At 68.6% G+C, this 13,552-nt stretch carries 13 protein-coding genes; 5 read left to right on the top strand and 8 right to left on the bottom strand.

Going from position 1 to position 13,552, the window contains the following annotated elements; genetic code table 11:
- Positions 1-73 precede the first annotated feature (73 nt).
- Positions 74-1,783, top strand: coding sequence for a nucleobase:cation symporter-2 family protein (locus AB4Z55_RS09590; RefSeq protein WP_248643234.1), 1,710 nt, complete (start codon positions 74-76; stop codon positions 1,781-1,783).
- 27 nt (positions 1,784-1,810) lie between these two features.
- Here the strand turns inward: AB4Z55_RS09590 and AB4Z55_RS09585 are convergent, their stop codons facing one another.
- On the bottom strand, positions 1,811-2,185 hold the full coding sequence (locus tag AB4Z55_RS09585; protein ID WP_004023496.1) for a cupin domain-containing protein: 375 nt from the start codon (positions 2,183-2,185) through the stop codon (positions 1,811-1,813).
- Between the two features lie 154 nt (positions 2,186-2,339).
- On the opposite strand from AB4Z55_RS09585, the gene AB4Z55_RS09580 reads away from it, so the two are divergent.
- The 4 genes from AB4Z55_RS09580 (at position 2,340) to rsgA (ending at position 5,401) form a co-directional block, all read left to right on the top strand.
- Positions 2,340-2,573, top strand: coding sequence for a hypothetical protein (locus tag AB4Z55_RS09580; RefSeq protein WP_239399318.1), 234 nt, complete (start codon positions 2,340-2,342; stop codon positions 2,571-2,573).
- Positions 2,574-2,957 (top strand): VOC family protein, encoded by a 384-nt coding sequence (locus tag AB4Z55_RS09575; RefSeq protein ID WP_101820574.1) that lies wholly within the window; start codon positions 2,574-2,576, stop codon positions 2,955-2,957.
- Positions 2,958-3,018: 61 nt separating this feature from the next.
- Complete coding sequence (gene aroA / locus AB4Z55_RS09570; RefSeq protein WP_369519618.1) at positions 3,019-4,341, top strand: 3-phosphoshikimate 1-carboxyvinyltransferase; 1,323 nt, start codon at positions 3,019-3,021, stop codon at positions 4,339-4,341.
- Positions 4,342-4,363: 22 nt separating this feature from the next.
- Positions 4,364-5,401, top strand: coding sequence for a ribosome small subunit-dependent GTPase A (rsgA, locus tag AB4Z55_RS09565; RefSeq protein ID WP_239399324.1), 1,038 nt, complete (start codon positions 4,364-4,366; stop codon positions 5,399-5,401).
- Between the two features lie 12 nt (positions 5,402-5,413).
- On the opposite strand, the gene AB4Z55_RS09560 is transcribed toward rsgA, so the two are convergent.
- The 7 genes from AB4Z55_RS09560 to AB4Z55_RS09530 form a co-directional block, all read right to left on the bottom strand.
- Positions 5,414-6,613 (bottom strand): acyl-CoA desaturase, encoded by a 1,200-nt coding sequence (locus AB4Z55_RS09560; RefSeq protein WP_239399326.1) that lies wholly within the window; start codon positions 6,611-6,613, stop codon positions 5,414-5,416.
- Positions 6,614-6,685: 72 nt separating this feature from the next.
- Positions 6,686-8,038 (bottom strand): fatty acid desaturase, encoded by a 1,353-nt coding sequence (locus AB4Z55_RS09555; protein ID WP_369519617.1) that lies wholly within the window; start codon positions 8,036-8,038, stop codon positions 6,686-6,688.
- Between the two features lie 252 nt (positions 8,039-8,290).
- Entirely contained in the window at positions 8,291-9,409 is a 1,119-nt protein-coding gene (locus AB4Z55_RS09550) for a GNAT family N-acetyltransferase (protein ID WP_354562948.1), read from the bottom strand.
- 106 nt (positions 9,410-9,515) lie between these two features.
- The gene (locus AB4Z55_RS09545) at positions 9,516-10,631 is read right to left on the bottom strand and encodes a ferredoxin reductase (RefSeq protein WP_369519616.1); all 1,116 of its coding nucleotides are present in this window, start codon (positions 10,629-10,631) and stop codon (positions 9,516-9,518) included.
- Between the two features lie 74 nt (positions 10,632-10,705).
- A complete protein-coding gene (locus tag AB4Z55_RS09540) occupies positions 10,706-11,272 on the bottom strand; it encodes a hypothetical protein (RefSeq protein ID WP_004023505.1) in 567 nt (188 codons plus the stop codon).
- A complete protein-coding gene (locus AB4Z55_RS09535) occupies positions 11,269-12,774 on the bottom strand; it encodes a wax ester/triacylglycerol synthase domain-containing protein (protein ID WP_369519615.1) in 1,506 nt (501 codons plus the stop codon). Before AB4Z55_RS09535 ends, AB4Z55_RS09540 begins: the two co-directional genes overlap by 4 nt.
- An 86-nt stretch (positions 12,775-12,860) precedes the next feature.
- The gene (locus AB4Z55_RS09530) at positions 12,861-13,445 is read right to left on the bottom strand and encodes an Rv3235 family protein (RefSeq protein ID WP_369519614.1); all 585 of its coding nucleotides are present in this window, start codon (positions 13,443-13,445) and stop codon (positions 12,861-12,863) included.
- Between the last annotated feature and the right edge of the window lie 107 nt (positions 13,446-13,552).

Below are 13,552 nucleotides of genomic sequence, written 5' to 3'. Positions count from 1 at the left end.
TACATCTTGGCGGAAACCTCGCGGACATACGTCTGCACAGTCGCCGAAACGTGGGAACCGTAGAACTCTGACCATGTCGATTCTCGATGTCGTCCGGAACGGGAGGGCCGCCGCACACCCGGTGGACGAGATCCCGCCGTTCGTCCGCCTCTTCCCACTCGGCCTGCAGCACGTCCTGGCCATGTACGCCGGAGCCGTCGCGGTACCTCTCATCGTCGGCGGCGCGATGGTGGGTGCCGGACAGCTCGAGCAGGGCGACATCGTGCACCTGATCATGGCCGACCTGTTCGTCGCCGGGATCGCGACGATCCTGCAGGCCGTGGGCTTCTGGCGGTTCGGCGTCCGCCTCCCGCTCATGCAGGGCGTCACCTTCGCCGCCGTCGGACCGATGATCACGATCGGGACGTCGTATGGGATCACCGCCATCTACGGTTCGGTGATCGCCTGCGGTGTGTTCATGATCGCGGTCGCGCCGATCGTCGGGAAACTGATCCGGTTCTTCCCACCACTGGTCACCGGGACGATCATCCTCATCATCGGCGTGTCTCTGATGCGGGTGGCGGCAGGCTGGTTCGGTGGCGGCACCGCCGCGGGTCCCGACTTCGGCGACCCGAAGAACATCGCCTTCGGATTCCTGACGCTCGCCGTCATCGTCGGCATCGAACGCTTCGCCCCCGCCGCGATCCGCCGGGTGTCGATCCTGCTCGGTCTCGCGATCGGCACGGTCATCTCGATCCCGTTCGGGATGACGCACTGGGATCAGGTCGGCGAGTATCCGTGGGTCGGCATCCCCCAGCCGTTTCAGTTCGGCGCGCCCACCTTCGAGGTCAGCGCGATCATCTCGATGATCATCGTCGGGGTCGTGATCATGACCGAGACCACCGGTGACATCGTCGCCGTCGGCGAGATCGTGGACAAGAAGATCACCCCGCGCAAGCTGGCCGACGGCATGCGCGCCGACGGTCTGGGCACCGCGCTCGGCGGCGTGTTCAACACCTTCCCGTACACGGCGTTCGCGCAGAACGTCGGCCTGGTCGCGATCACCGGCGTCAAGACCCGGCACGTCGCGACGTGCGCGGGCGTCATCCTGGTCGTCCTGGGCCTCCTGCCCAAGATGGCGGCCGTCATCGAGGGCATCCCGCTGCCCGTCCTGGGTGGGGCCGGCGTCGCCCTGTTCGGCATGGTCGCGGCCAGCGGCATCCGGACGCTCGCCAAGGCGAAGCTGAACAACACCAACATCCTGGTCGTCGCGATCTCGGTCGGTGTGGCGATGCTGACCGAGGCGAAGATCTACTACACCGATCGCGAACTCGGTGAGGCGCCGGTCGACGTGGTCCTGGATCTCTACTCACAGTTCCCCGACTGGTTCCAGACCATCTTCCACTCGGGGATCTCGGCCGGCGCCCTCACCGCGATCGTGCTGAACCTCCTGTTGAACACCCGGAGCGTCTCCGCCGACCCGGTCGACTACCACAACACCGGGGACATCGCGGTGGTCGGCGCCCCGGGCGGATCGACCGATCTCTCCGGCGCGGACGGTGTGCGCGCCGCCGCCTTCGACCCGCGCGACGCACTGGCGGCCGCCGACCCCGACACCCCGGCCGACACCCTCCGTTATCTGGCCGACCACGACGCGTCGCTGCACCCGTTCATCGTCACCAACCCGGCGACGCCCAAAGACCTGGCCGATCACATCAAGGGCCTCGGCGACCCGAAGGTGTTGCGACTCTTCGACACCTGGGACGGTTACACCTCGGGTGGATTCTCTCGTCGCGGGTCCTGACCGGATGGACTCACCCGGTCGCGGACCTCACCCGTGCTGTTTCGCGTAGTTGCTGGCGCCGTAGAAGTCCACGAGGACCACGGGGTCGTCGCCGACCACCCAGGCGTCGTGGCCGGAGGGCAGCGAGGTGATCTCGCCGGGTCCCGCGTCGAACTCGGTTCCGTCCGCCATCACGACGTGTAGGACACCGGCGGCGTGGTACTGGAAGTGCGGCGCCTCGCAGAGTTCGGTGCCGGCCATCGGTTTGACGTCGACCGACCATCGCCAGCCGGGCTGCAGGGTCATCCGGCCGATGTCCGAGTGCCCCACGTTGAGTACTTCGATCTGGCCGTGTCCGAAGGTGCGGACCTCGTCGGGTTCGGCGAAGGCGCGGTGTTCGGTCCGGTGCTCGGTGCTGGTCATGATCCCTCCCGGTGATCGCATGCGAATCCCCCGGCCCACGACAACGCTAGGCCCGCGACCTTGCGGTTGTACTGCGACGACCGCACGATCGCGCAACGGTGTCCGTCCCTCGAGTCCCGGCGCGCTCGCACCGGTTCGGCCTATCGTGGAGCCCATGTCCCCCAGACACGACCCCGAGCCGGCAGACGACGACGGGCGCATCATCGACCCCGACGTGCCGCACGAATGGCCACATGACTCCGCGTTCGCCTTCGGCGATTCGGCGCCGATCGGTGAGACCGACCGCCTGGCCCGCGAACGCGCGGCCTACGACGCGGCCAGCCACGGCAGCGATGTCAACCGCGGTCACGCGCTCGGCGGTTCCGCCGGAACGACCGAGGGGCAGTAGATGGAGGTGCTGTCCAGCCGGGTGCTCCTGCTCTCGGCCGATCCCGAACGCCTGCAGTCGTTCTACCGCGACCGGCTCGGGCTGCCGATCCATCGCGAGTATCCGGGCGGCGTGGTGTTCTTCGCCGGCAACGGGCTCATCGAGATCTCGTCGCACATGAAGACCGACGCGCCCGCCCCGGCGAGCGATTCGGTTCTCTGGCTGCAGGTCCGGGACGCCGAGGCGGTCGCCATCGAGTTCCGCGAGAGCGGGGTTCCCGTGACCCGCGAGCCGCGTACCGAGCCCTGGGGTCTGATCGAGATGCACGCGACCGACCCGGACGGCCGCACCCTCATCGTCGTCCAGATCCCCGCCGATCATCCGTTGCGCAAGGACACCCGGTAGACACGGACACCGGTCCGATCGGTGGCCGAGGACGTGGACGCACCATGACAGACTGGACGCCATGAGTTCCTGGAACGCGCCGACCGTCACCGGTGGACACGATGCGCCCAGCGGAAGCGGCCTCGATGCCCCCGCCGGAGGCGGCCTCGATGCGACCGTGGAGTTGCCGGGTTCCAAGTCGATCACCAACCGCGCACTCGTCCTCGCCGCCCTCGCCGACGGACCGTCGACCGTCCGCGGAACCCTTCGGAGTCGCGACACCAACCTGATGCTCGCCGCGCTCGAGGCACTCGGCACCGAGATCCGGATCGACCCCGCGAGCGAGACCACGGTGTCCGTCCTGCCCGGACCACTCCACGGCGCCGCGGTGGATTGCGGCCTCGCCGGGACCGTGATGCGTTTCCTGCCCCCGGCCGCCGCCCTGGCCACCGGTCGCGTGCTCTTCGACGGCGATCCCCATGCGCGCGAACGGCCGCAGACGACGATCCTCGACGCCCTGCGCGGGCTCGGTGTCGCCGTCGACGGCGATCGGCTGCCCTTCACCATCGACGGCAAAGGTTCCGTCCCGGGCGGCGAGGTCACCATCGATGCGTCCGGATCCTCGCAGTTCGTGTCCGGACTCCTGTTGTCGGCGGCGCGATTCGACGCCGGCGTCGTGATCCGGCATGACGGACCACCCGTCCCGTCGACCCCGCACATCGACATGACGGTGGAGATGCTGGCGACGGCCGGCGTCGTCGTCGACACCTGTGTCCCCAACGTCTGGAGTGTCGCGCCCGGACCCATCGCGGCCGTCGACTGGACCGTCGAACCCGATCTGTCGAATGCGGCCGCATTCCTCGCCGCGGCGGCCGTCACCGGCGGCACCGTTCGGGTGCCGTACTGGCCGGCGGTGACCACCCAGCCGGGCGCGCGCATCGCGGACGTCCTGGCCGGGATGGGTTGTGCCGTCGAACATCTCGACGGAACGCTGTCGGTCAACGGACCCGGGGTGCTCAAGGCGGTCGACCTCGACCTCCGCGACATCGGCGAACTCACCCCCACGATCGCCGCACTGTGCGCACTGGCCGACGGGGAGTCGGTGCTCTCCGGGATCGCGCATCTCCGCGGGCACGAGACCGATCGGCTCGCCGCACTCACCACCGAGATCACCCGCCTGGGCGGGACGTGCGCCGAGACCGACGACGGCCTCCGCATCATCGGCACCGCGGGCGCACCGTTGCACGGGGGCACGTGGGAGTCCTATGCCGACCATCGGATGGCCACCGCGGGCGCGATCATCGGCCTCGTCACACCCGGCGTGACAGTCGCCGACATCGAGACGACGAGCAAGACGCTGCCCGATTTCCCGGGTATGTGGCAGCGGATGCTGGGGCGCGCATGAGTGGTCGAGGACGGGCGCGCCGTTGAGTCGCCGCGCGGCGAGCTACGACGAATCCGACGTTCGGGTTCGTCCCGGAAAGGGCACCCGACCGCGCACCAAGACGCGACCGTCGCATGACGACGCCGAGCAGGCCATGGTGGTGTCGGTGGACCGGGGCCGCTGGGGCGTGGTGCTCGACGGCGACCCGGCCCGGCGGGTGGTCGCGATGCGCGCCCGGGAGCTGGGACGCACTCCGATCGTCGTGGGCGACGACGTCTCCGTCGTGGGTGACCTGTCCGGACGGCCGGACACGCTGTCGCGCATCGTGCGCGTCGCCGAGCGACGAACCGTGTTGCGACGCACCGCAGATGACTCCGATCCGTATGAACGGATCGTGGTGGCCAACGCCGACCAGCTCCTCATCGTGACCGCCATGGCGGACCCGCCGCCGCGCACCGGCTTCGTCGAACGCGCGCTGGCCGCGGCGTATGTGGGCGGACTGTCCCCTGTCCTGTGTCTGACCAAGTCGGACCTCGCCGATCCGGCCGAGTTCACCGCCGCATTCGCCGATCTCGACCTGCCGGTGGTGTGCGCGGGGCGTGATGACCCCCTCGACGAGATCCTGGCGACGCTACGGGGCCGGATCACCGCGTTCATCGGCCACTCCGGGGTGGGCAAGTCCACCCTGGTCAATCGCCTTGTGCCGGACGCCTATCGAGCGACCGGCGTGGTGTCGGGCGTCGGCAAGGGCCGGCACACCTCCACCCAGTCGGTGGCCCTGGCACTGCCGGACGACGCGGGCCCGCGCGGCTGGGTCATCGACACACCCGGCATCCGGTCCTTCGGACTCGCACACGTCGGACCCGACGACATCGTCGCCGCCTTCGACGACCTACATGCCGCGATCGAGGAATGTCCGCGCGGCTGTACACATCTGGGCCCACCGGCGGATCCCGAGTGCAGGCTGGACGAACTGACCGGTCACTCGTACCGCCGCGCCATGGCGGTGCGCCACCTCCTGGTGGCGGTCAGCGGCGGCGACGGCGATGTGGCCGAGGAGCCGCGGACGCCGGAGGGGTGACCGGACTGATCGTCACCGCCGACGACGACGGGCGCGCAGCTCGCGGATGGCGGTCTTGAGGCCGGTCGCGCGGGGAGCCATCCCGGCAAAGCGCTTCTCCGACGCGGTTTCCGGGGCGTCGTCGGCGGTGTCGCGCAGGAACGAGTCGGGCAGCGCCAGCTTGTTGATGGTGCGCAGAGTCTGAAGATACTGCACCACAATCGATCCCGTGGTGTACGGCAGGTCGTACTTGTCGCACAGTGCCCGCACGCGCACCGCGATCTCGGCGTACCGATTGCTCGGCAGGTCCGGATACAGGTGGTGCTCGATCTGGTAGCAGAGGTTGCCGCTGAAGAACGCCATCGCCGGGCCGGCGTCGAAGTTCGCCGTACCGAGCATCTGCCGCAGGTACCACTGGCCCTGTGTCTCGTTCTCGAGCGTGTCCGCGGTGAACTTCTCCGCGCCGTCCGGGAAGTGGCCGCAGAAGATCACCACGTAGGCCCACACGTTGCGGATGAGGTTCGCGGTGAGGTTGGCCGTGAGCGTGTGCGTGAAGTTCGGTCCCGACAGCGCCGGGAACAGAACATAGTCCTTGGCGAGCTGCTTGCCGACCTTGCGCGCGAAGACCTTCAACTGCGGGACGGCGACCTCTTTGGGCTTCTTGCCCGAGATGGCGTCCTTGATGTCGAGGTCGTGCAGGCCGATGCCCCACTCGAACAGTGCGGCGAGCAGGATGTTGGTGACCGGCTGGAGAAGCTGCTTGGGCTTCCACGGTTCGTCGCGCGTGACGCGCAGCGTCTTGTAACCGACGTCGTGGTCCATGTCCAGGACGTTGGTGTACTTGTGATGGATGTAGTTGTGGGAGTGCTTCCAGTGCGGGGACGCGCACACCATGTCCCATTCCCAGGTGGTCGAGTGGACCTCCGGGTCGTTCATCCAATCCCACTGCCCGTGCATCACGTTGTGCCCGAGCTCCATGTTCTCGATGATCTTCGAGAGTGCGAGCGCCCCGGTGCCCAGCAGCCACAGGGGCCGTGAGCGGCTGCCGAGCAGCGCGACGCGGCCCGCGACCTCCAGGGCGCGATGCGCGAAGATGGTGCGCCGAAGATATCGGACGTCACGCATGCCGCGGTCCGCCTCGATCTCGCGGCGGAGCGCGTCGAGCTCGGCGCCGAGTGCTTCCACGTCGGCGTCGGTCAGATGCGCGTACTCGTTGATATCAGTGATTGCCATTGCGCCTCATTATGCCCCTGCCGGGGCCACTGCCTCGTTCACGCTGACTGTCGGTCGCCTGACCTGCGCGGATCAAGCGGCCCGCTCGTCGGAACGGACGTCCGACGCGTCGATGTCGTTCCGGGTCCGACGGGACCGGAGCGCGCCCGGCATGGTCCGACCGCCCCGCCGGGAGCGAAGCGACGCGATGGCCGAACGCAGTCCCCGGCGCGCACCGGTCGCCTCGTCGATCGTCGCCTGCAGTCGCGCACCTTCGGGCAGCCCCTGCTTGAAGCGACGTTCCGAGGCGGTCTCGGGAGCATCGTCCGCGGTCGCCGACAGGTACTTGTCCGGCAGCGAGAGCTTGGCGATCGTCCGCCACGCCTTCGCATACTGCACCGGGAAGGGCCCCGAGGTGTAGGGCAGGTCGTACTTGTCGCACAGGGCTCGCACGCGCACCGCGATCTCGGCGTACCGGTTGCTCGGCAGGTCCGGGAAGATGTGGTGCTCGATCTGGTACGACAGGTTGCCGCTCATGAAGGCGAGCGGGAACCCCGCGTCGAAGTTGGCGCTGCCGAGCATCTGCCGCAGGTACCACTCCGCCTGCGTCTCGTTGTCGATGTCCTGCTTGGTGAACTTCTCCGCACCGTCCGGGAAGTGCCCGCAGAAGATGACGGCGTTGCTCCACACGTTGCGGATGACGTTGCCGAGCGCGGTCGCGGTCGCCGCCTTGGCGTAGGCGCGGCCGTACCCGACCTTGTGTCCGGTCGCGGCGCTGACCAGCGCCGGGTATGCGAGATAGTCCTTGGCGACCTGCTTGCCGATTTTCGACAGCACGTCGTTGCGGTTGCGCCGGAACTCTTCTTGCGCCTCGGGGGTCTTGCGCTTCTTGCCGAGTTCGAGGTGCTGCACCGCGACGCCGTACTGGAACGCCAGCGCGAGAATGGTGTTGTAGACGAGGTTTCCGTAATTGAACGGGCGCCACCGCTGATCGCGGGTGACGCGCAGGAGACCGTAACCCACGTCGTCGTCCATGCCGAGCACGTTCGTGTACTTGTGATGGATGTAGTTGTGGGTGTGCTTCCAGTGCGCCGACGGGTCGGTGTTGTCCCACTCCCAGGTGGTGCTGTGCACCTCCGGATCGTTCATCCAGTCCCACTGCCCGTGCATCACGTTGTGCCCGAGCTCCATGTTCTCGACGATCTTCGCGACGCCGAGCGTGCAGGCACCCGCCCACCAGGCCGACTTCCGGGTCGACCCGAACAGCAGCACGCGACCGGCCATCTCCAGGCCACGCTGGAATCGGATCGTGTTCCGCAGGTAGCGCGCGTCGCGCTCGCCGCGATCGGCTTCGATGTCGGCGCGGATCACGTCGAGCTCGGCGCCCAGGGCGGCGACGTCGGATTCGGTCAGATGTGCGTATTCGGGGATGTCGGAGATCGCCATGTGTGTGGTTCCCTTCGCCGGTGGTCGGTCGCGCGGGTGCTGAGGTGCGCCTGTTGACCGCTGCCTACGCCTACGTTTCCGTAACTTACGCAAGCGTAGGTTGGCGGCGGCGTCGTGTCCAGTGAGTGTGACGAACCTGGGCTCGGACAGTGGAGAACGAGCTCGGGCGATCGCGAACGAGCTCCGTCGTGGGACCGCCCGGGCGCACAGTCGACGGAAATCAGCGCACAGTCGACGAAAGCCGCGGTCCGGTCAGTTGTTGCGGTGGGCCTCGTAGTCGTCGCAGAACAACTCGAAGCCGACGAGATCCTCGAAGACGCCGTCGGATCGGGCGGCGAGCTTCTGGGTGCCGAATTCGCGGAAGCCGGCGTTGCGGGCGAGCTTCTTGCTGCCCTCGTTGCTGTCGGCGGCGAACAGGGTCAGGCGACGGAATCCCAGCTTGTCGAAGGCGTATCGAACCGCAGCCGGGAACGCTTCGGCGAGAACACCTTTCCCACGCGCCTCCGGGTGCGTGTAGAAACCCGCCTCGGCTCCGGTGACCTCGTCGATGTGCAGGAGGGTGATGTCGCCCAGATAGTCGTCGGTCTCGCGGTCGGCCACGGCCCACGTGCACGTCGTGCCCTGCGCTGCGGTCCACCATTTGCGGAGACGCTCGGCGGCGGCATGTTCGAGCTCCAGCGGATCGGGCCGCGCGAAGAGGTACTTGCGCGACGCCGGGTCGTCGAGCGTCTCCCGGATCCGGGGGTCGTCGGACTCCGCGAGCGGCCGGAGACGGAATCGCTCCGTCTCGAAAACGTCTGTCCGCCAGTCGGTTTTCGGGTGTTGCGGATCGTCCGCGTGCAGCGATCCCACCCAGGCGTCGCGAATGTGACCGCGGACCTCGACGCCGTTCTGCACCGCGGCGTCGAGACGGAAGCCGCACGAGTGGGCCACCCGCAGCGCGTCGATGTTGCCGGCCACGGTCGTCCAGCGGACGACTTCCTTGCCTGCCTCGCCGAACGCATAGTTGACGGCGAGCAGGACGGCGCGCTTCATCACGCCCCACCCGCGGGCGTCGGGATGCAGGTCGTAGCTGAGCCGCGTCAGCGGGCCCTCACCCTCGATGTCGACGGTGCCGACGAATCGCCCGTCGAATTCGACAGCCCACAGCATCCGGGTGCCGTTCGCCCAGCTCCGCGGTGCATAGTCGAGCGCGAAGCGCTCTGCTGCCGCACGGCTGTACGGAGCGGGGATCGGGGTCCACCGCATCATGGCCGGATCCGCCGCGAGTTCGACCATCCGATCGAGATCGTGGGGCTCGTGCGGCCGCAACGTGACCCCTCCGTCACTCAGGACGGGGATCGGGCTGGGGACCGGGGCCTCAGCTCTCACTGGTGCCTTCGCCGGCGTTTCCACGGGCCGGTTTCCTCTCACCACGCACGTCGTTCACCCTACCGGGTCACTGGTCGGCACGAGCGGCACGCGGCGAACTGCCTGGTCAGACGTCGAGTGTGCAATCCCCCGCCGCGGCGCTGACACAGGTCTGGATTCGTTCGCCCTCGACATGTTCGACTCCCGAACGCAGATCGCGCACACATCCCTTGTCGAGCATGACCACACAGCTCTGACAGATACCCATCCGACATCCGAAGGGCATCATCGCGCCCGCCGACTCCCCCGCCTCGAGCAACGTGGTCGCTCCGTCGACGGCCGCCGACTTCCCGGACCGCGAGAACGTGACGGTGCCGCCCTGGGCCCCGACGACGCCGCGCTCGAGGGCGAACCGCTCGATGTGCAACCGGTCGGCGAGATGCGCCTCCGTGTACAGACGCTGCAGGCCGTCGAGGAAACCGGCGGGGCCGCAGGCCCAGGTCTGACGTTCGCGCCAGTCGGCGCACAGGGACGGCAACACCTCCGGGGTGATCTGCCCGTCCGATCGCGTGTACTGCACGTGCAGATCGACGATGCCGTCGGCCGCCAGGCTCTCGAGCTCGTCGGCGAACAACAGGTCGGCCGGGGTCGGTGTCGAGTGGACGAGCCGGATGTCGGAGCGCTGGTCGCGGTGCCGGACGGTGCGCAGCATCGAGATGATGGGCGTGAGACCACTTCCCGCGGTCACGAACAGCACCTTCTCCGGCAGCGGGTCGGGCAGGACGAATTCGCCGCGCGGCGCCGCGAGACGAACGACGGTCCCCGGCTGCAGACCGTTGACCAGGTGGCTCGACAGGAATCCCTCGGGCATCGCCTTGACCGTGATCGAGATCGTCTTGTCGTCCGCGGATGAGTCGGGGGTCGAGGTGAGCGAATAGGAGCGCCACGCCCAGCGCCCCTCCATCAGCACGCCGATGCCGACGTACTGGCCCGGGGCGTAATCGAAGGAGAAGCCCCACCCCGGCCGGATTCGGATCGTCGCGGTGTCCTCGGTCTCCCGGGTCACGGAGACGACCTTGCCGCGCAACTCTCGCGCCGACCACAGCGGATTCGCCAGGTGGAGATAGTCGTCGGGGAGAAGCGGGGTCGTGATCCGGGTGAGCGCGGCCCGAACCCATTGCGAGCCGCGGCTGCGCGCCGCGACCCCCGAAACCGGTTCCTCGAATCGTTCGAGCAAGCCCATCTCACAAACCGCCTTCGACGTGGGAGCGTGTCGGGGACACAGTAACCTACGGAACCGTAGGTTGGCCTGCCGGCTCAGAGAAGTTCGAGGAGGAACGGCAGCTCCTGGGTTGCGTACCACGCGAGATCGAAGTCCTCGACATCGCCGACGGCGAGTTCGGCGTCGAGGTCACCCATGTCGGCGGCGTCGATGACGACCACGGCCGCCCGGACCTTCGGCTCCGCCTCCTCGACGTCGACGTGAACCGATGCGATCGCCGACAGCGGGATCGGTCCGGAGACCTTGACCACCGCGTCGTCCAGGTCGGGGCGGGGCGTCACGTTCTCGACGTCGGCCGCGATCACCACCCGCCGAGGCGGAAGACGCGGGGTGTCCGCCGACTCAGTGACCGACTCGTCGGCGGCGAGTTCCGCCTCGGCATCGGTGTCACCGTCCTCCGGGGCCTCCCCGGCGAGCAGGCGGAGCGACGCGCGCGCCGCCTCGCGCAAGGCGACCTCGGACAGTTCTTCGTCGTCGCCGGAGACGAAGGCCTCGCGCAGCGCGGGCGTCAGCGCGAAGCCCGTGCCACCGAGCGGATGGAACTCGCCGTCGGCGTTGAGCCGCATCAGGATCGCCAACGTCGCCGGCAGGTACACCCTCATTCGTCAATTGCTCCCGTCGGCTCGCGGTAGGGCTGGCTCAGCTCTTCGAAGGACTCGGACACGTAGTCGGCCATCGCCGGTAGATCGGCGATGACCCCGCGGTCGGCGACGAAGGCGAAGTGCAGATCGTCACGGTACTCGACGATGCTGATCGCCAGCGCACGCTGCGACACGAGGGTGGGAATCGAGAACGCCTGAGACACCGGCGCGCCGAGCACGAACCGGTCCGGGACGGGGGCGGTACCCATCGCCACCGGCACGTTATAGGCACGGCTGTTCAGTGACCGGAATGCGCGCGAACTGAACTCCGGGAACGGCACCACACCCAACTCGGGGAACAGCGGGCTCGGGCCGAGATTCATCCGACGGGAGGACTGCGCGTACCGGTCGGCGAGCCCGGCCACCTGGGCCAGTCGAACAGCCGGATTACTTTCTCCCACCGGAAGATCGGTGACGAAGCTGGGCCTGCCCACCCCGATCCAGCCGGGTTCCGACTCTGCCGCGTGTTCGACCCCCGGGTCGCGCGCGGACAGCGGGACGACGACGCGCACGGTGTCGGCGGGGACCTCGGCCGGGTCGAACGAGAGCATCCACCTGCGCATGACACCGGAGATGATCGCGAGTTCGACGTCGTTGATGGTGCAGCCGTGATGTTCGGCGACCTTCGCGCACCCGCGCCGCGGCAGCGTGACGGTGGTGAACGACCGGGTCGTGGTGCCCGCGTTGTTGAGTGGACTGCGCGGCGCGGAGTCGGACAGCTGCGACACCACATCCCCGACGCGTCGCACGGTTGTTCCGACGGCGGACCGCATCTCAGAGACGATCCCGTTGCCGTGCAGCACTGTGTCGACGAGATCTCCCGGACGCGCGAACGCCTCGGCGAGAGCACCGACCACGAGGTGGGTGCCACCCGGTGGCGAGCCCGGCATCCACAACTCCTCCGGCAGCGTGTCGGTCTGCTCGCTGCCGTCGCAGATGATCTCGCTGATCTCCCGGCTGCCCGCCTCGTCGATGAGGCACCGGTGCGACTTCGTGAGGATTGCGAGCCGGCCGTCGGCGAGGCCCTCGATGAGGTACATCTCCCACAGCGGCCGGGTGCGGTCGAGCGGCCGCGACATCACGCGCGCGACGAGGTCGTCGAGGTCGACGGTGCCGCCCGGTCGAGGCAGGCCGGCACGACGGATGTGGAAATTGATGTCGAAGTCGGGGTCGTCGACCCACACCGGGCGCGCCAGCCCGAGGGTCACCTCACGGACGACCTGCCGGTACCGCGGGATGAGTTGCAGACGGTTCTCGACCAGAGACACCAGGCACGCGTAGTCGAGGGTCGACTCGCGGGGCGTCTCACCGGCCGGGGCGTCGGAGTCGGTGACGGGAGACTCGCCCGAGGGGTTGTGTTCCGCCGTGGGATCGACGATCAGCAGAGCCCCGAGGTGGGTCGTCGACCGCGAATCGTCGAGGAAGTAGTACATCGCGTCGCGGGGCGACAGACGGGTGACCACCTCGCCGATCCTAGTCGGCGACGCTGATTCTCGTGGCCTGCGGAGTCCGATGGCCCCGCGATGGCCTCCCGTCGACGAGCGTGTCGTCAGTTGAATTCCAGCGCGATCATCTGCCAGCGGTACTCGACACGGCGCAGTGAGCCACGGCCGGCGGGTCCGGCGCCTCGGACCCGGATCGGCTTGCGCTCGATGCGCCCGGCGAACGCCCTGGTCCGTCCCCCGCCCTCATACGATCCGAACACCTCCGCGGCGCTGGGATCGCACAACTGGACGTGCACCCGCCGCAGCACGTTCCCGGTCGGGACCTGCGTCGCGGCGGGCGTCGACACCGCTCCTGACGCCGCGGCGGCGTGTGCCTCGGGAACCCGGAAGGCGTCGTGCCGCACAAGCGCCGCGACCTGGTCGGCGACGGCCGGCGACACGACATCACCGAGATGTGTGACCGAGCGGCGACGGTCCACCACCTCGAACAGCAGGCGGGACACCGCCACGGCGAAGCGGCGGGCCTCGGCGGCGGCCGACGCGGTCTTACGGGCCGAACCCGTGCCAGGTGTGGACGCCGGGAACGGACGGACGGTCGACGAGGGCGCGACGCCGGGCATGGCGGCCACCACCGGACCGGCCGGCTCGTACGGCGGGGCGGGACGAACCCGCACCCGTGGTGTCTGCATCGGCCCGGACACGTGCGGCCAGGACGTGCCGGCCGGGGCGGGTTCAGGACCCGTGAGGAGTGGGTGCATGGGACTTGGACGCACCAGGCGGCGTCCCGGTTCCCTAT

This window comes from Gordonia sp. ABKF26 (assembly GCF_041103195.1).
GTDB classification, from domain to species: Bacteria; Actinomycetota; Actinomycetes; order Mycobacteriales; family Mycobacteriaceae; genus Gordonia; species Gordonia terrae.
The sequence above is the reverse complement of the archived record's forward strand: the minus strand, read 5'-3'. Positions and strand labels throughout refer to the sequence as shown.